We start from the raw sequence: 17,882 nt of genomic DNA on the forward strand, positions 1-17,882 counted from the left end.
AGATGATTTTATCCAACAGAACCTTCTAAACTAATTTCCAATAATTTTTGAGCCTCAACGGCAAACTCCATAGGGAGTTTATTCAGCACATCCTTGCTAAAACCATTTACAATTAAGGCAATGGCCTTTTCGGTATCAATGCCACGCTGGTTACAGTAAAAAATCTGATCTTCCCCAATTTTACTTGTGGTAGCCTCATGCTCAACTTGAGCTGTCTTATTTTTAGCTTCTATATACGGAAAGGTATGTGCACCACACTCATTACCCATCAATAAACTGTCACATTGAGAGAAGTTACGCGCATTATCAGCCCGCGGACTTATTTGTACTAATCCACGATACGAATTTTGTGACTTACCAGCAGAAATACCTTTTGAAATGATGGTAGATTTGGTGTTTTTGCCAAGGTGTATCATTTTAGTCCCTGTGTCTGCCTGTTGGAAGTTATTGGTTACGGCAATAGAGTAAAATTCTCCAACAGAATTATCACCCTTCAACACGCATGACGGATATTTCCATGTTATGGCACTACCAGTCTCTACTTGGGTCCATGAGATTTTCGCATTTTTCTCGCACAAGCCACGTTTGGTGACAAAATTATAGACCCCTCCTTTACCTTCTGAATTTCCAGGATACCAGTTCTGGACTGTTGAATATTTAATCTCTGCATTGTCAAGAGCAATAAGCTCAACTACAGCAGCATGTAACTGATTTTCATCGCGACTCGGTGCCGTGCAGCCCTCTAGATAACTTACATAACTTCCTTCATCGGCGACTACCAAGGTGCGTTCAAATTGACCTGTCCCTGCTTGATTGATTCTGAAATATGTAGATAACTCCATGGGACATTTAACCCCTTTAGGAATGTAGCAAAACGAGCCATCACTGAAAACGGCCGAATTGAGTGCTGCATAAAAGTTATCCTTTTTAGGGACAACCGTTCCTATATATTTTCGAACCAATTCCGGATACTCTTGGATGGCTTCTGAAATACTCATAAAAATGATACCCTTCTCCGCTAAAGTTTTCTTAAATGTGGTTGCTACCGAAACAGAATCTACTACCACATCCATAGCAACGCCTGCTAATTTCTTTTGCTCGTCTAAGGAAATACCTAATTTTTTAAATGTGGCCAGAAGTTCAGGGTCTACTTCGTCTAAACTGTCATATTTTGGCTTACTATTAGGTGCTGAGTAATAGGAGATTGCTTGAAAGTCTGGTTTTTTGTAGTGGATATTAGCCCATTCGGGTTCTATCATATCTTCCCAGGCCCTAAAGGCTTCAAGACGCCATTCGGTCATCCATTGTGGTTCATTTTTCTTTTTTGAAATTGCCCTAACAATGTCCTCATTTAAGCCATTGGGAAATGTATCAGATTCAATATCTGTATAAAAACCGTATTCGTATTCCTTGGTTTTTAACTCTTCCCTTAAATCGTCTTCTGTATATTTTGACATAGTATTTTTTATTACAGTGAAAATGATTCACCACAACCACAAGTGCGGTTAGCATTAGGATTATTAAAAACAAAGCCTGTGCCATTAAGCCCACCAGAATATTCTAGTGTGGTGCCGATGAGGTATAGAAAGCTTTTTTTATCAACAATAATTTTGATACCGTTGTCTTCAAAAATCTTGTCACCTTCTTCTTGTGATTTATCAAATTTTAGGTCATAGGATAACCCAGAGCATCCGCCGCTTTTAACACCAACCCTAATAAAATCAGTGGTATAGTTATAACCGTCATCAGCCATCAGTTCAATGACCTTTTTTTTAGCCTGTTCAGAAACTTTAATCATTATCCTTAACTAGATTAGTTCTAAATTGTATGCAAATATAATATATAAGTCCGCTTTAACCATAGCTACTAACATATTATTAGCATATAATGAAATAAGGTTTACTTATCATAAAATGGGCACTTTAACGGGTTTTGTAGCACCTGGAAATTTAAATGTTTAATGTTTTTGTTGAAAGGTATTTTAATGTAATTATTGGTCTGAAGAGAATTAATTTTGAAAATTAAAATTGTTAATGAAAGAATTATCTGTTAAGGTAAGTAAAAACGCTTTTAAATCCGCCTTATCAGACTCTGATAGCTGCACCCCGCCTTGATCAATATTTTTCATTAATGGGTCAATGGTGGGTGAATTCTGAAGTCCCTCACTATAAAAGTCAATAACCTCATCTAATGTAGCGAATCTACCGTCGTGCATATAGGGTGCTGTAAAGGCTAAATTCCGAAGTGAGGGGGTTCTAAACTTTCCATTGTCATTGGGGTCGCCAGTTATGGCACCTAAACCAAGATCGGTTATCGTGGCGTCCAAACCATTATTGTGAAATTCATTGTCTGTCCAAAGGGGATTGTATGGGTTACCGTGGCAATGAAAACAGTCGCCCTTGTCTTCCCTTAAAAAAATGTCTAGCCCATTCAGTTCCTGGGCAGTTAAGTTAGCCTCACCTAGTGTAAAGCGATCAAACTTAGAATTTGCCGAAATAAGGGTACGCTCAAATTGTGCAATGGCCATGGTTGTTAATTCCTTGGTAACGGCGTCACTATTAAAAGCTAATCTAAATAATTCTGGATAATCCGGATGGTTTTGTAACCGCTGCACAACCTCAGTCCAATTGCTGTGAAGTTCAATAGGATTTTCAACTGGTTCAAGGGCTTGGCGTTCCAAACTTAAGGCGCTTCCATCCCAATTGAAACGCTCGTTGTAGTTCCAAGCCAAATTAAATAAGGGCATGGCGTTTCTTGTGCCAGAAAGTCCGTCTGAACCAATACTTAGACTTAGGTTATCCGCGAATGCCTTTTCGGGCGCATGACAACTTGCACAAGATTGTGTGCCATCTCCCGAAAGTATGGGATCAAAGAATAGCCGTTTACCAAGGTCAACCCCTTGAACCGTTAAAGGATTATCACTCGGTATTACGGGAGCAATAATAGTATTTGAAAAAATGGCAGGAATATCTAAACTTAAAGGCACAGGTTCATAAACTGCGTCTTCGCCCGAACAGGAAAAAACCATCAGACTAATGATGCTAATATGTAAAACTCTTTTAAACAAAATACTATTATTATTGAACGATTTGGCCTAAACTAAACACGGTTTGACCATTTTCATACATTTTGATTTGGGCCTCCGGATTGGGCATTAACACAGTGTTTAATTCATTAAGATTCCAAGTATTTGGATTTCTAAACCATTCAGCCAAGTTAGCTTTTACCTCTATCACCGCATCAGCACTAATGCTAATTGGCCCTAAATTCACTGTAAAAAAGGTGTCTTGTGGAAAAACCAAATCTGTGCCCGTATTATCTACGGCTCTTATGGCATGGTAGTTAAATGGCTTTGCCTCATCGTTCACATCGAGATATTTGCCATCAAACTGCATGTAATGATAACCTCCTCCCAAGGATTCGGGGACGTTAAAGGACGCTGCATTTAAATCCAAATAATTTTGGGCGTTATCTTCATTATCAAAACCAAAGGTAAACGCCATATTTGCATAGTTACCGGGAGGAATAAAAAAGGGCAAGTCGTAGACTAAACCCTCACTATTGGTGACATCAATCAAATTGTAAATATTAAAACGTAGTTGCTCTCCGCTAGTCCCTGTAAATACAATATCCGAAATCACATACCTGAGGCGTTCAATACTCAATACGTCTCCATTTTCATTAGTAAATTGAAAGGTGTTGAAATCAACATTGCTCACATCTTCATCATCCCAATTGTGGGTAAATTTAAAACTGGTATTAAGCGAGGGGCTCGGTCCATCATTATTGCTAGCGTCACAGGCTGTAAAACCTAACAAGGCCATGAGTGCGTACACCAAAATTCTTTTCATAATTCTTTTAGTTTAACTTTATGATTAACACATCAGAAAATCCTTTATTTTGTAGAATATCGCCGTCATCACTAGCGGTATCTCCAACGGCTATGACAGCGCCGTCATTTAATTCTGTAACGCCATAGGCAAAGTCAATATTAGAACCGCCAATAGTGTATTCCCATTGTAAACTTCCTAAATCATCCACCTTTAGGACCCAAGCATCATTTTGCCCTTTGTTCTCCGAAACATCCACATCATTGGACCGCGAACTTCCAGCTAATAAAAACCCGCCGTTTTCTGAGGCAGTTAACGCCCTGGCGACATCAAAATTTGAACCACCAAGAGTTTTTTCCCAGATGAGATGGCCTTCCGGGGATATTTTAATCAACCACAGGTCGGCACCGCCTTTGTAATCTGACACGTCATTATTGTCGCTACGGGTATCACCTGCAATAATATAATTGCCGTCAGCAGAGGATACGATTGCCCTCGCCTCATCAATTTGATCACCGCCAAAGGATTTTTCCCAAACGAGAGTTCCATTAGATGAAAGTCGTATAACCCAAAAATCATAACTGCCAATGGGGTTGGATATATCAGTGTCATTACTATCTGAACCACCAGCAATAATATAGCCATTGTCCGCAGTTTGAACAACACCTTCAGGAGTGTCCGTAAAGTTCCCTCCAAAATAGTGACTCCATTCCAAATCCCCCTGTCCACTGAGTTTTAGGACCCAATAATCACCACCTGCATGTCGATTAAGGTTCCGGGAGGTACTGCCTTGGCCACCAGAGGCTGTAACATCTAAAATTCCTGTAATGAGATAACCTTGATCATTGGTCTGTATAACTGAAATTCCAGAATCCGTACCTGCAAAACCAAAGGATTTCTGCCAAGTGATTTGCCCATTAGAGTCTAGTTTAGCTAACCAGTAGTCCTGTAAACCAGCATTCTCGGTTAGATCACCATCATTTGAAAAACTAAAGCCTAATATAGCATATCCACCATCATAGGTTTGAATAATATCTCGTCCTCTTTCATCAAGCGAGCCACCATAGGTATTTTGCCATTCCAGTTCATCTTGGGCATTGAATTTAAGAACCCAGTAATCAAAACTGTTATCTTGTTTGTTTAAAACATCACCGTCCATACTTTGGGTATAGCCTAAGACGGCATAGCCACCGTCTTGGGTACTTGTCACGGCTCGGGCACTTTCAACATTAGAGCCTCCAAAGGTACTTACAGCAGTTATTTCTATTGAATTGGGGCCCGACAGGATGGTGTTCGTATTACTGCAGTAAAACAATAGAAAGAACAAAACAAAACAGAGATTATATACGATTGTTCGTTTAAACATAATTTAATTCGAAGGCCTTACAACGAATAACCCACCATCAATATCACTAACAATGATGTTACCACTTTCGAAAAAGGGATAAATATTCCAGGCGCCATTAAATACCGTATTGTCATTTGGAATATATGTATCTATAAAACCCGACTCAACCATAACGCCAGAGGCGATATTGGAAATGTCAATGGCTCTAAGTCCTGCAGCATAGTTTGCGATATAAAGCGTATTCCCAACCACATAGCCATTGTGGTCTATAGCTTGTGTGGGGCCTAAATATTCCATATGGAATACAGGGTTATCTAAATCGGTGAAATCAAAAACAAGGGTTCTGGTATTCCCACCAAAATTAATTTCATCAATCTCATCGCCTAATAGGAAATATTCCATATCCTCGGTGAACCATCCTTGGTGTGTATAGCCAATGTTCATGTAATCAATTGTTGAGATTTGAACGGGATTGGATTTATCTGTTACGTCCACAATAACAACTTCATTTTCATTGCTGCCTATTAATATTTCACGGCCTATGTAATCAGGGTCAGGACCGTTATAAGTTACGACTTGCGCATCATGAGAATAGGCATCATTAGCATAGCCTCCAGCAGCTTCAGGTGCCATAGGATTTTGAATATTCACAAAATGAGGTCCACCACTAAAGGTATTAGACCCCACAGCATAGGCATAGCCGCTATTTTCATTAATAATGATATTATGGGCACTGCCAAATTCGTTGTAATTGGCATCTGCGTCAAAGATAACCGGTGGAGTTGTGATATCGCGCAAGCGTGTTAGATCGAAGACCTGCATACCATGACCCGGTGCTTCGCTAACAATGAAAGCAAAGTTGTTATATGTTTTTACATCGCGCCATAGGCTGTTGATGGTAGCGGTAGGGAGTCTTCCTAAATAAACGGGGCTGTAAGGATCTGAAACATCGACAAAGGCTGTACTCGTGCTAGTACATACTAAGGCATATTCCTTTCCGGTTGCAGGGTCTGTCCATCCCCAAGAGTCATTCCCTGTCGCACCATTACCACCTAAAACGTCGAGAGGAACCTGACTCTTAAAATCAAAGCCATTACAGGGGTAATTATTTGAAAACCCATTTTCACATGGAAAGACGGATTGCACTGGGCCGTTATCAGGTGTACCGTCACCATCGGAGTCTAGTAGTGCGCTGTCAACAGGTTCATCGGAGCAACTATAATTTAACACCAAACCAAAGAACAACAAGATGCTGATGCGTTTTAATATGGTTGTAAGTTTCATATGTATATTTTTGGCAATTTACTGTAAAAATCGCATTTGTAAATAATAACGTATAAATTATAACTAATAATGCCTTGAGAATAAAAAAAGGGCAATATTTTTGCAACATGCTAGAAGATAAGAATCCAATTCGAACACCATTGAGTGAGTTAGGTGAGTTCAAATTAATTGAACACCTTACAGAACATCTAAAGATAACCCAAAAATCTACGATATTGGGTGTAGGCGATGATGCTGCTGTACTCAATTATGAAAACAAAAATGCTGTTGTATCTACCGATCTATTGGTTGAAGGCGTCCATTTTGATTTGAGCTATATGCCGTTAAAACATTTAGGGTACAAGGCTATTGTTGTGAATCTTTCAGATATTTATGCCATGAATGCCATGCCTAGTCAGGTAACGGTCTCCATAGCCGTGTCTAATCGTTTTCCGGTGGAGGCTTTAGAGGAATTATACCAGGGCATTAATAAGGCTGCAGAACTTTACGGAATTGATGTGGTTGGTGGCGATACCACGTCATCAACATCTGGATTGATTATCTCCGTCACTGCACTTGGCGCGGTGGAAAAACATAAGGAGGTAAGACGCTCGGGAGCTAAGGCTAATGATTTGCTAGTAATTACAGGAGATATCGGTGGTGCCTATATGGGACTACAGGTCTTGGAGCGTGAAAAGGAAGTCTTCAAAGTCAACCCCAATAACCAGCCAGATTTGTCCATGTACAGCTATATCATTGAGCGCCAGCTCAAGCCAGAGGCTCGAAAAGATATTGTTAAGTTACTTGAAGCTTTAGGGGTAAGACCAACGAGTATGATTGATATTAGTGACGGCTTGTCTTCAGAAGTACTTCACTTATGTAAACAGAGTGGTGTTGGGGTAGACCTTTATGAAGACAAAATCCCATTAGACCCCCAGGTTATATCAACTTGTGAGGAGTTCAATATAGACAGTACCACTATCGCTCTCAATGGTGGCGAAGATTATGAATTATTGATGACCGTATCCCAAGAGGATTATCCTAAGATTAAAGGCAACCCAAACTTAACAGTTATCGGTTATATGACAGAAAAGGAAAAAGGAAAGCACCTAGTGACTAGGGCGGAGGAGCGAATTCCAATTATTGCGAAAGGCTGGAACGCACTTAATAATCTAACATAAAAAGCTTTTGGCTTTTTTCCAGACGTTTTTTGTGAACGCGATTAAGAACAGCGTTAATTTCCCGATGTTTGGGTGTCAAGGGTATAAATTGACCATTACTATCTATGGTCATTTCAGATTTGCAGTTTTTACACTTGTACTCCTTAACGTGATAGGTCACTACTTTTGAGACTTTATAGTCATGACCAAATAAAGAGCAATAAAGGTTTTTCATTCGTATTTTATTTCTAGGGGGATTAGCTATTTTTTATTTTCCCTAAAGATACGAAAAGCAGTTGTTCACAGGTTGTCAACAATCAATAAATCGATGAACTGATGGTTTTTTGCTTCAAACGCAACCTTCTATTATTGTATATGCGTTCAAGGGCCGAATTTATCTCCTCATATTTTGGGGTCAATTCAATTAACTGGCCATTGCTATTGGTGGTTAATTGCTTTTTACAGCACTTGCAGGTGTACTCTTTAACGTGGTTGGTCACTTTTCTTGTAACCTCGTAGTTGTGACCGAAAAAGTCACAGTATAATTTGGTAGGTGTCATGGTAGATGTGGTTTATAATGTTTTTATAGATTTTCGTTGATAAACTTAGCAAAAAAATCACATTAAAACCGTTCAATGGATTTAATTTTCGATAAAATGTTTTAAAAAGTAAGATAATTCTGATTTATTCTCAATATGACTCATGTGTCCTTCAGATAATTCTAGCCATACCGCATTCGTATTTCGAATAGCGTACTTAAGGCCTTTGCGGTCAATAAGTGTATCCTTACGCCCAACGACTATAGCCGTTTTACCATTAATTTGCTCGAAGATTTCGAGCCGGTTAGGTCTTTCCTTCATACCTTCTTGAGCTGCAATAAAACCTTTTCGTGTTGTTTTGAGAGCTATTTTTAAAGCGTCAGTATAGGCCTCCTTAAAACGTGTACGACTTTCTGCTGCAAATAAATTAGCAAAGGAGAGCTGCACTAATCGCTTATAATGTTTCTTTGCGGTTGCTATAGCTTGGGTTCGTAGTAATTTGCGTTCTTCGGAATCAGCTTCAAAAGTTGAATTCATTAAAACCAATGCACTTATCAACGCCGGATGTGCTTCTGCTAAGGCTAAGGCCACATAACCCCCCATGGAATGTCCTATTATTTTTACCTTTTTAATAGTTTGGTGTTCAAGAACGCTCACTACGGCCTCTGCCATAGCCTCCATCGTATGTATATATCCTAAGCAATCCGTCTTGCCATGACCTAATAGATCAATACAAATAACGCAGTGATGGGCTGATAGTACTTCAATAAAGGGTTCCCACATAGTACTATCTTCAAGAAGGCCATGCAGTAACAGGAGAGCGGGACCATTACCATTAATCGTATAGTTAACCTTTATATTTTTATAGTCATGATCCATGGAAAACAAATATACGAGATGCTTGGTATTGGCACTCTAATTACTAGTTAACATTTTATATATTTGACTTTCCCTATTTCCAACAGAATTTCAGTATGCTTTTAAAACGTTTTTTCTTCGGGTTGTTTTGTTTATTTTTAGTTACAGTCAGTGCCCAAATCAATGACCGCGACCTAGACCAATTGGTAACACAGACCCTTAAAACATTTGAAGTTCCTGGAATTTCAGTTGGTATTTTAAAAGATGGGGAAGTGGTTTACGCCAAAGGGCATGGGGTACGGTCCATGATTACAAATAAGGCAATGGACACCAAGACTCTTGTTGGTGTGGCGTCTAACAGTAAGGGCTTTACCTGTTTTGCTTTGGCTATGATGGTTGATGCTGGGAAATTAAATTGGGATGATAAGGTTAGGCAGTATATTCCAGAATTTCAATTGCACGACCCCTGGGTCACCGAGGCTTTTACTATCCGTGATTTGGTTACCCATCGCAGTGGTTTACCTCTTGGTGCAGGAGACTTGATGTTTTTCCCTGAAGGCAGTGACTTTACGGTTCAAGATATTATTTCTAATCTCAAGTATTTAGAACCTGAAAGTTCCTTCAGAAGCACCTATAGATACAATAACAATTTCTTTATTACAGCTGGTGAAGTTCTCAGGAGGATTAGCGGGCTATCTTGGGAAGAATTTATAGAAACCAGAATCATGAAACCTGTGGGGATGCTAAATAGCAAGGCATCATATAATCGGTTTAAGGACAAATCGAACATCATTGATGCCCATACCAGAACAGAAGGCAAGATTACTAAGATTCCACATGATTGGAGTGAAACTGCCAATGCAGCTGGGGGCATTGTCAGCAATGTACCGGATATGCTAACTTGGGCTAAATTTTTAATGAATGATGCAGTTACGGCAACTGGAGAACGCCTCCTAAGTGAAGCTCAGTTTCGTGAGCTTTGGCAATTACAAACACCACGGAAAGTTAGAGCCAATGATTATTACGATTCTAATTTTAGAGGCTATGCTTTAGGCTGGAATGTCAGCGATGTTAAAGGTGGTTATAAACAAGTAGATCATACAGGTGGTTTACTTGGAACCGTAACTCAATTCACTATGATACCCGATTTGAATTTGGCCATCGTGGTATTGACCAACCAAATGAATGGTTTGGCCTTTAACACCATTACCAATACCATTAAAGATGCCTATTTAGGTTACGAGAACAGGAATTGGCTTGAGCGCTTTGGCAAGCGGAATGCCGCATACCTCAGTTATAATGACAGTATCAAAACCGCTGTTTATGCCAAGGTAGCGCAAATGAAAGACAGCCCTTTGTTACCTAAACCCGAGCAATTTGTGGGGACCTATAATGACAATTGGTTTGGCAATATTATCATATCGCAAAAGGGCTCTACCTATTCCATAAGGAGTGTGCGATCACCGCGACTATTTGGCGTATTATTGCCCTACAATGCTACGACATTCGTTGCTAAATGGAATGACCGAAGTTACGATGCTGATGTGTTTGTGCAATTTACCTTTAATGAAAAAGGAGAAGCGGTTTCGGCATCGATGAAACACATTGCGCCAATTACCGATTTTAGTTTTGATTTTCACGACTTGGAACTTAAGCGAATTAAATAATGAAGCATACCAAACGTATCCTTGTTTTTGGTTTTGCCTTGTTCGCAGGGTTTTTTGGGGCCGGTAATCTTATTCTACCACCACAAATAGGATTTAAATCTGGTTCAGATTGGTGGTTGGTGGCCTTAGGGTTCTTGCTTACCACGACGGTTATTCCTTTAATGTCCTTGTTTGGCCATGCCAAATTACAAGGAACCATACTTGATTTTGGAAAGAAGGTCTCACCCAAGTTTAGTTTGGCCTATTGTATCATCATGTTTCTCATTGTCGTGGCGTTTCCCTTACCGAGAACCGCTGCAGTGACACATGAAATGGCTATTGCACCTGTATGGGGAACCTCACCGCTTTGGACCAGCTGTATTTATTTTTTACTTGTTTTTCTGTTTGCGGCCAATCGCTCCAAAGCCTTGAATCTTATAGGTAAGTATCTAACCCCTATCATTGTGGTAATGGTATTGCTTATCATTACTATTGGTTTAACATCCTCAGCAGAGTTGATGGTGCCTTCACAATTATCATCGCCATTTGTGGATGGCCTCTTGGAAGGTTACCAAACCTATGATGCCATTGCTGGCTTAGTGATGGGTGGGGTTATCATTATCTCCTTAAATGCCCAAGGTTTTGAATCTTACACTGAGAAAAGACGTATAATCGCCCAATCGGGTGGCATAGCGATGCTGGGCCTCTTTATAATCTATGTGGGTCTCATTGCACTGGGGGCTTTTTACAATGGACAATTTCCCGCAGATATTACTCGAACGGAGTTATTGTTAGGCTTATCTACTTCTGCCTTAGGAAGCATAGGAGCCTCATTCATTGGAGTTCTTATAGCATTGGCCTGTTTCACAACTGCAGTGGCTGTTGTGGTTTCTGTGGGTGATTTTTTCAAGGTCTTTTTTAAGAACAATGAACGAATCTATCAGGTTACCATAATGATATGCTGTGTTATTGGGGTTTTGGTTGGGAGTAATGAGGTTGGATTTATTATTGACGTGGCCTTGCCATCGCTTATGTTTATTTATCCGATTTCTATAGCCTTAATCATATTGAATATCTTGCCGGAAGCTTGGTCATCCACTGTCATTTTTAGGGGTGTTATTATAACAGTATTTGTTTTTAGCATACCTGACTTTCTGAGTTTTATGGTGCCTGAAGAGCTATTGGGGCCCCTTAAGGAATCCATTCCCTGGTCTTCCTATAATTTAGGTTGGGTACTACCTGCCATCATCGTCTTTTTTGCCATTAAGGCTTATCAGGATTTACGATTGAGACATCACTAGCCCAAAGGTCTTAGCCAATACTTCGGTATTAAAAGTAGCCGATGGCTTAGGGTGTGGTTTTTGGTGCTTGAGGTTTTTGGCGTAAAACCAAAATCCAAAATGTCAACTGAGGTTTAAATTTTTAATGGCTGAAAAGGCCTGGTCAACCAAATGATTTTCCACAAGAACCGTAAATTCATTGGTGGTTGAAATCACCTCGTATAGTGCAATCCCTTCCCAAGCAAAACGCTTAAATATCTGATAATACAAGCCAGAAATTTTGGAATTGTTTACTGGGAGACGAATACTAATGGCCGATAGGTTATCCTGATAGCCAATCTGGTTTTCAGTTTTAAAACCCTCCAAGACCTTCGGCTCTTCAGATTTTGAGACCACAATATTACTTTCGTAGATACCCCGGGAAAAGCCATAAAAGGCTTTCGGATTAAAATGCTCTAACACCTTTGCATGGCTCTCAATAAGGGTGTCTGAATTCTGAAAGGTATAATCCACTAGATTAGACCGTACAGTGATATCGCCTAATTCCTTAAGGATTGCCTGGAGCTGCCTCGATTTCCTCAAGTGCGCTGGAGGGCTGTATCGACGTAGTGCCATCATAATGGCTCCTGTTTTCACAGGTTTTCGTAACATTTGGCTTATAGGTTCCTGTAACTCTTCCGATAAGGCCGAGAAGTTGATAATATTGCGGAATAGAGCTTCTTCCAAAAAAGGTTGCGTAATTAAGAGCTCTTCCACGCAGCTAGCTATGGTCTTCATGTTATATAATTAACAAACTGTGTAAATATAAACTAATTTTTACAGTTATTTCCAAAGCACAATAGCCGTAGTCTACTTTTGAACATTAAAACTAGAATGCTATGCATGTTTATAAATTTGGTGGGACCTCTGTAGGCTCTGTGGTGAACATGAGCCACGTGAAGGATATTATAAATGATACCCAAAAAAAAGTGGTGGTCTTATCGGCCATGTCTGGAACAACCAATGCACTGATTGCGATTTCAAAAGCCATTGAATACAAGGATTTAGATACCGCACGCGCTGCTATACACAGTTTAAATGAAACCTACAATAGCACGGTGTACGATTTAATTCAGGATCGTCCCTTACAACAGGAGGTAAGTAACTATGTCAATGGGGTTTTCAAAAATCTTATAGATGCCACAAAACGCAGGTACAGTCAGCAGCTTCACGATAGTATAGTAGCTAACGGAGAATTGCTATCTACCTTTATGTTCAGTCGTTATTTACAGCAAGAAGGTATCAATGCCGTGTTATTACCGGCCTTGGATTTTATGCGAATTGATGTCAATAAAGAACCTGATCAGTTTTATATTAAACAGAATCTATACCGTTCAATCGAGGCGCACCCCCAAGCAGATGTCTATATTACTCAAGGGTTCATTTGTTTAGATGCTGAAGGAAAAATTACAAACTTAGAGCGCGGTGGGTCAGATTATACTGCAGCTATTATTGGCGCGAGCTTAGAGGTTGATGAAGTACAGATTTGGACCGATATAGACGGTTTTCATAATAACGACCCCCGTTATGTTACCAATACCAAGGCCATAGCGCAGCTCTCTTATGATGAAGCTGCTGAATTGGCTTATTTTGGTGCTAAAATCCTACATCCACATACAGTAATGCCAGTGCGTGAGTCAGATATTCCCTTGCGTTTAAAAAATACTTTGGCGCCTAAGGCTCATGGTACCCTTATTACCAATCAAACTCATGGTGAGGGCATTAAGGCCATCGCTGCCAAGGATGGTATAACAGCCATAAAGATAAAATCGGTACGCATGCTTTTAGCCCATGGGTTTTTAAAGAAGGTGTTTGAGGTATTTGAAACCTATGAAACACCTATTGATATGATAACCACTTCGGAGATTGCTGTGTCTTTAACCATTGACAACGCCAAGCATTTAAATGCCATTGTTGAGGAGCTACAGAAATTTGCCACCGTAGAGGTTGATGACTATATGAGCATTGTCTGCTTGGTAGGACATAACATCATCTACCATCCGGATACACCAGAACTCTTTCAAATACTTCAGGATGTGAGTGTGCGTATGATTGCCTATGGCGGAAGTAATAATAATATTTCGGTATTAGTGAATACCAGTGATAAATTGGAAACTTTGCAAAAACTGCAGCGCTATGTTTTTGAAGAGCGTCCGCAATTTGAGTTGCCAAATTTAAACTAGGGTTTAGATTGTAATGATGAACTCCATCTAGTATCTTATCACCTTAGGATCAAAGTCCGTAAGGCTTAAACTGCAGCTGTCGGTTATCCTTAGCGGCTTTTTTATCTAAAGAGGTACCAACGGCAATACCAATCACCATACCTATGGGAAGACCAATACCCAATAAGCCCATGTTGCCCTGCGACGTCCCTAAAGCTACACCTAACGGAATACCAAAGGCCGACATTCCTAAAACCATCCACAGCCTTTGGTAGTATCCTTTAGGCACTATCTTTAGGCTTTTTTCAAGGTGATTGAGAATGCATTGTTGCGTGTTGAAGACCTGTTTATATAATTTAGGGTCCTTAGTATTGGAAGCGTTAAGCTGGTCAATCTCGGAATTGATAACGGTAACCATAGTATCGGGGAGAACCCTGCTTTGTAACTCAGCCAACAGGCTTTGCAGTTTGACTAGTTGTGTCGTAAATTTAGGATTGGGATTATCCTGTGGCTTATGTGTTATGGCTTGAAGGTTCATCTGACCGATTGATTGAGTTCTAATTTAGTAGTCGCCAGTTCTACTATTTTGTTACAATGAATGTTACTGTCCTCAGGGATCACTTCCGCAACATAGGGTATAAATTTTTAGGGTCAAAGTACCAGACTGTACTTAGATAAACAAGGAGATGTCTTCGTCCTCAAGGTAGCTTTTGGGTTTGGCTTGTCGTGGTTTTTGGGTAGGTGTCACGGTATCATTTTGTGCGCGGTTACGCTGCTCTTGGAGCCGTCGTTTTCTAAATAGTTGTAGTGATTTCATAGCAAGTAATTTAATGTCTTTATAAAAGTACGAACCTCTGATGAGGTTTAGATGTAATAGATACAGTTAAATCATTGAATATAAAGAGATTTAGCAATTATTTAACAGTTTAGACATATTGGGTTTATCTAAGATGGATTGTCAAAAGTAGGCGATATGATCCTCATTACTAAAGGCCGTTGAGGTGAGCAGATATTATTCTGATTTGTATTCTTTTATTTTGTCCTCAGATAAATTTAAAAACCTTGCGGCATTATTAAAGAAAATATCTTCTTTTTGATTCATAGTCAGAAAGTCTGCTGTATTTACGGCATCCACGGCAATGTCAATAGTTTCAGGCCAAACCATTTGGTCGCTTCCAAACATAATTCGTTTTCCAAATCCAGAGTCCACCAAACCTTTTAGAAAGTTCTGGAATTCCACTTCCGGTAGAATCCAATCGATTGCTGCTATGTCTATATATAATTGCGGATGAGCGTACATCATAGCTTTCATATCTTCTAAATACGGCCAACCACCATGCATAATGTAAACTTTCATTTTTGGATGACTAACAAGAACTTCTTCAAGTTGCTTTGGATTGGCATTTTTCACTCTTACCTTATCCATGCCCATATAATATATTCCACCTGGCGGTCCACCAGGCATAATGTGAAATCCTACAGGTAAGTTTAATTCCTCGGCAAGGTCAAAATAGGGTTTTTGACTTTCATGGTCTGCTGTAATACCTCCATAAAAAGGGTTAAGTTCTCCAATAGCAGAAAGTTTTCCGTTTTTTGCCATTTTTCTTAAACTATCCAAAGGCATGTTTCTACCACTAATTAGAATTTTATCAGATTCACCCTCGTCCCATAGTTCTCCATCAGAGGTTAGAGCAAGTACAATGTTGTGTTCTGAAAATTTTTTAAAAGTTTCAGTTTTTTGTTCTTCGGGTGTTTTTACACCTTTATATGTCTCATTTTTTAGTGGATTCGGATGATTCATTCCAAACATCATTCCGCCTGTTTGCCCATTGTATGCATGAATGTGCATATCTATAATAGGTCCACTATAAACCTCGTTTTTGAAATCCGATTGCTCTGTTGTTTTTTGACTTTCTTTTTTACAACTTAAATTAACAATAAGAAGTAAAATCAAAATCGATAATCTTGTTTTCATATGGTTAGTTTTTATTGCTCGTAATCCATTATAACAGAAGTTTATTTTTATTCAGGTACGGAACTCTTCGCTTATAATATCCATTCGTTTTTTATTTCTATCGATGTCTTGTTGCTCAAAAGTCAACTTAAAGATAAAAAAAGCCCTTCGGTTTACAAGGGCTTTTGAGCTACTAGCATTATTCTTCGCTATAACTTATCCTATCGCGAATTCCACCACTAGCACGGTGAATGATGACATCGGCCTTTTTGCGTTTGGCGATGGTCTTGGCCTTTCGAATAGCCGTGGTTTGTTTACGATGCTTGGAGGTGATACGTTGGTTCCCTTCACGGCGCACCGCCCAGCCGTCCTCATAGGGTACTACATGCTGGTGCCAGGTCCTGGCCGTTGTGTTGCTATGGCCTAGGGCCTTCAGAACAGCTTCAATAAGGTTTTGAATGGCCTTAACCCAAGATGCTGTTGAGTTGTATTTAGCCATGCATCAAGTCCTCAATCTCTTCGGCTTCAATAGGGATATTCTGCATCAGGTTAAAGGGTTCTCCTGTTTCCTGAATCACCACATCATCTTCTAAACGGATTCCAAAACCTTCGTCTGGGATATAGATGCCGGGCTCTACCGTAAAGACCATATTGGCCTGCATGGGCTCGTGCAATAACCCGTAATCGTGGGTATCCAACCCAATATGGTGACTGGTGCCGTGCATAAAGTATTTTTTATAAGCGGGCCAGTCGGGGTTTTCGTTCTGTACATCGGCCTTGTCTAATAGCCCTAAACCTAAAAGTTCTGATGTCATGAGCTTGCCGACCTCCACATGATATTCGGCCCAATCCGTCCCGGGGACCAGTAACTTGGTAGCGTCTTCCTTCACACGGTTTACCGCATTGTAAACCTCTTTTTGGCGCTTAGTGAATTTACCGGACACCGGAATGGTGCGGCTCATATCACTGGAATAATTGGCGTATTCTGCCCCAGCATCAATCAAGATGAGATCACCGGCCTTACATTGCTGGTTGTTTTCTATATAATGCAGTACGTTGGCGTTGTTGCCGGAGGCAATAATAGGGGTGTAGGCAAAACCTTTAGAGCGGTTATTGAGAAACTCGTGCATAAACTCAGCTTCAATATTGTATTCCCAAACACCGGGCTTAACAAAGTTTAGCACACGGCGAAACGCCTTTTCGGTAATATCGCAAGCGGTTTGCATTAGATCTAATTCTATAGCGTCTTTTATCGAGCGTAAGCGCTGCAAAATAGGATTGCTTTTGGCAACGCTATGGGCAGGGTATTTGTCCTTTAACCACTTAGCAAAGCGTGCTTCGCGGGTTTCGGTTTCCACAGCAGCTCTGTAATGTTCGTTTGTATTGATATAAACGGTGTCGCATTGGGTCATAAGTTCAAAAAACACCTTTTCAAAATCCTTGAGCCAGTAAACCGTTCTTATGCCAGAGGTTTCAAAAGCTTTTTCCTTGGTTAGTTTTTCACCTTCCCAAACTGCTATATGGTCGTTGGTCTCCTTAAGGAATAAAACCTCTCGATTTTTTTCCTTTGGGCAGTCCGGAAACAGCACTAAAATACTCTCTTCCTGGTCTACCCCACTCAAGTAAAAAATATCGCGATGCTGGGCAAAAGGTAGGGTACTGTCTGCGCCTGTAGGATAAATATCGTTAGAATTGAATACGGCCAAACTATTAGGCCTCATTTGTGCCATAAAGTTCTTGCGGTTTTTTATAAATAAGGTATTCGGGATAGGCTGGTATTTCATTTTGAATGATTTTTTATCG

General features: G+C 40.0%; 19 protein-coding genes. 4 read left to right on the plus strand and 15 right to left on the minus strand.

The genetic code is table 11. The features are described from left to right. Positions 1-8: 8 nt before the first annotated feature. The 6 genes from sufB to CA834_RS02255 all read right to left on the minus strand — a co-directional run bounded on the left by sufB (position 9) and on the right by CA834_RS02255 (position 6,462). On the minus strand, positions 9-1,457 hold the full coding sequence (gene sufB / locus CA834_RS02230) for a Fe-S cluster assembly protein SufB (protein WP_094967028.1): 1,449 nt from the start codon (positions 1,455-1,457) through the stop codon (positions 9-11). Between the two features lie 11 nt (positions 1,458-1,468). Further along, positions 1,469-1,798: a HesB/IscA family protein gene (locus tag CA834_RS02235; RefSeq protein ID WP_094967029.1), complete on the minus strand. Its 330-nt coding sequence runs from the start codon at positions 1,796-1,798 to the stop codon at positions 1,469-1,471. Positions 1,799-2,008: 210 nt separating this feature from the next. Beyond that, positions 2,009-3,067: a cytochrome-c peroxidase gene (locus CA834_RS02240; protein WP_394346590.1), complete on the minus strand. Its 1,059-nt coding sequence runs from the start codon at positions 3,065-3,067 to the stop codon at positions 2,009-2,011. A gap of 10 nt (positions 3,068-3,077) precedes the next feature. Beyond that, on the minus strand, positions 3,078-3,851 hold the full coding sequence (locus CA834_RS02245) for an MbnP family protein (RefSeq protein WP_094967031.1): 774 nt from the start codon (positions 3,849-3,851) through the stop codon (positions 3,078-3,080). Between the two features lie 7 nt (positions 3,852-3,858). Beyond that, positions 3,859-5,196, minus strand: coding sequence for a hypothetical protein (locus CA834_RS02250; RefSeq protein ID WP_240507405.1), 1,338 nt, complete (start codon positions 5,194-5,196; stop codon positions 3,859-3,861). Between the two features lie 3 nt (positions 5,197-5,199). After that, a complete protein-coding gene (locus CA834_RS02255) occupies positions 5,200-6,462 on the minus strand; it encodes a choice-of-anchor B family protein (RefSeq protein ID WP_094967032.1) in 1,263 nt (420 codons plus the stop codon). 107 nt (positions 6,463-6,569) lie between these two features. Here CA834_RS02255 and thiL point away from each other — a divergent pair, with 107 nt between their 5' ends. Next, a complete protein-coding gene (gene thiL, locus CA834_RS02260) occupies positions 6,570-7,622 on the plus strand; it encodes a thiamine-phosphate kinase (protein WP_094967033.1) in 1,053 nt (350 codons plus the stop codon). Here the strand turns inward: thiL and CA834_RS02265 are convergent. From CA834_RS02265 to CA834_RS02275, 3 genes are all read right to left on the minus strand, one after another. Further along, positions 7,606-7,836 carry a hypothetical protein gene (locus tag CA834_RS02265; RefSeq protein WP_094967034.1) on the minus strand — a complete coding sequence of 77 codons (231 nt, stop codon included), beginning with the start codon at positions 7,834-7,836 and terminating at the stop codon, positions 7,606-7,608. The two genes, thiL and CA834_RS02265, sit on opposite strands and share 17 nt — an antisense overlap. 82 nt (positions 7,837-7,918) lie before the next feature. Then, the gene (locus tag CA834_RS02270; RefSeq protein WP_094967035.1) at positions 7,919-8,161 is read right to left on the minus strand and encodes a hypothetical protein; all 243 of its coding nucleotides are present in this window, start codon (positions 8,159-8,161) and stop codon (positions 7,919-7,921) included. Between the two features lie 81 nt (positions 8,162-8,242). Then, positions 8,243-9,019, minus strand: coding sequence for an alpha/beta fold hydrolase (locus tag CA834_RS02275; protein ID WP_094967036.1), 777 nt, complete (start codon positions 9,017-9,019; stop codon positions 8,243-8,245). 95 nt (positions 9,020-9,114) lie between these two features. Here CA834_RS02275 and CA834_RS02280 point away from each other — a divergent pair, with 95 nt between their 5' ends. Both CA834_RS02280 and brnQ read left to right on the plus strand, forming a co-directional pair. Further along, positions 9,115-10,665 carry a serine hydrolase gene (locus CA834_RS02280; protein ID WP_094967037.1) on the plus strand — a complete coding sequence of 517 codons (1,551 nt, stop codon included), beginning with the start codon at positions 9,115-9,117 and terminating at the stop codon, positions 10,663-10,665. After that, positions 10,665-11,945: a branched-chain amino acid transport system II carrier protein gene (brnQ, locus tag CA834_RS02285; RefSeq protein ID WP_094967038.1), complete on the plus strand. Its 1,281-nt coding sequence runs from the start codon at positions 10,665-10,667 to the stop codon at positions 11,943-11,945. The genes CA834_RS02280 and brnQ overlap by 1 nt, the downstream gene beginning before the upstream one ends. A 102-nt stretch (positions 11,946-12,047) precedes the next feature. Here the strand turns inward: brnQ and CA834_RS02290 are convergent, their stop codons facing one another. Next, on the minus strand, positions 12,048-12,701 hold the full coding sequence (locus tag CA834_RS02290) for a hypothetical protein (RefSeq protein WP_094967039.1): 654 nt from the start codon (positions 12,699-12,701) through the stop codon (positions 12,048-12,050). Positions 12,702-12,802: 101 nt separating this feature from the next. Here CA834_RS02290 and CA834_RS02295 point away from each other — a divergent pair, with 101 nt between their 5' ends. Then, complete coding sequence (locus CA834_RS02295; RefSeq protein WP_094967040.1) at positions 12,803-14,146, plus strand: aspartate kinase; 1,344 nt, start codon at positions 12,803-12,805, stop codon at positions 14,144-14,146. 49 nt (positions 14,147-14,195) lie between these two features. Here the strand turns inward: CA834_RS02295 and CA834_RS02300 are convergent, their stop codons facing one another. The 5 genes from CA834_RS02300 to CA834_RS02315 all read right to left on the minus strand — a co-directional run bounded on the left by CA834_RS02300 (position 14,196) and on the right by CA834_RS02315 (position 17,863). Continuing rightward, on the minus strand, positions 14,196-14,663 hold the full coding sequence (locus CA834_RS02300; protein WP_094967041.1) for a hypothetical protein: 468 nt from the start codon (positions 14,661-14,663) through the stop codon (positions 14,196-14,198). A gap of 132 nt (positions 14,664-14,795) precedes the next feature. Beyond that, entirely contained in the window at positions 14,796-14,942 is a 147-nt protein-coding gene (locus CA834_RS14615) for a hypothetical protein (protein WP_165764739.1), read from the minus strand. Positions 14,943-15,137: 195 nt separating this feature from the next. Further along, entirely contained in the window at positions 15,138-16,100 is a 963-nt protein-coding gene (locus tag CA834_RS02305) for an amidohydrolase family protein (protein ID WP_094967042.1), read from the minus strand. A gap of 178 nt (positions 16,101-16,278) precedes the next feature. Continuing rightward, positions 16,279-16,578 carry a DUF2188 domain-containing protein gene (locus CA834_RS02310; protein ID WP_094967043.1) on the minus strand — a complete coding sequence of 100 codons (300 nt, stop codon included), beginning with the start codon at positions 16,576-16,578 and terminating at the stop codon, positions 16,279-16,281. After that, the gene (locus tag CA834_RS02315; RefSeq protein ID WP_094967044.1) at positions 16,571-17,863 is read right to left on the minus strand and encodes an aminopeptidase P family protein; all 1,293 of its coding nucleotides are present in this window, start codon (positions 17,861-17,863) and stop codon (positions 16,571-16,573) included. Before CA834_RS02315 ends, CA834_RS02310 begins: the two co-directional genes overlap by 8 nt. Positions 17,864-17,882: the final 19 nt, after the last annotated feature.

The sequence above is a fragment of the Winogradskyella aurantia genome (assembly GCF_002266855.1).
Classification (GTDB): Bacteria; Bacteroidota; Bacteroidia; order Flavobacteriales; family Flavobacteriaceae; genus Winogradskyella; species Winogradskyella aurantia.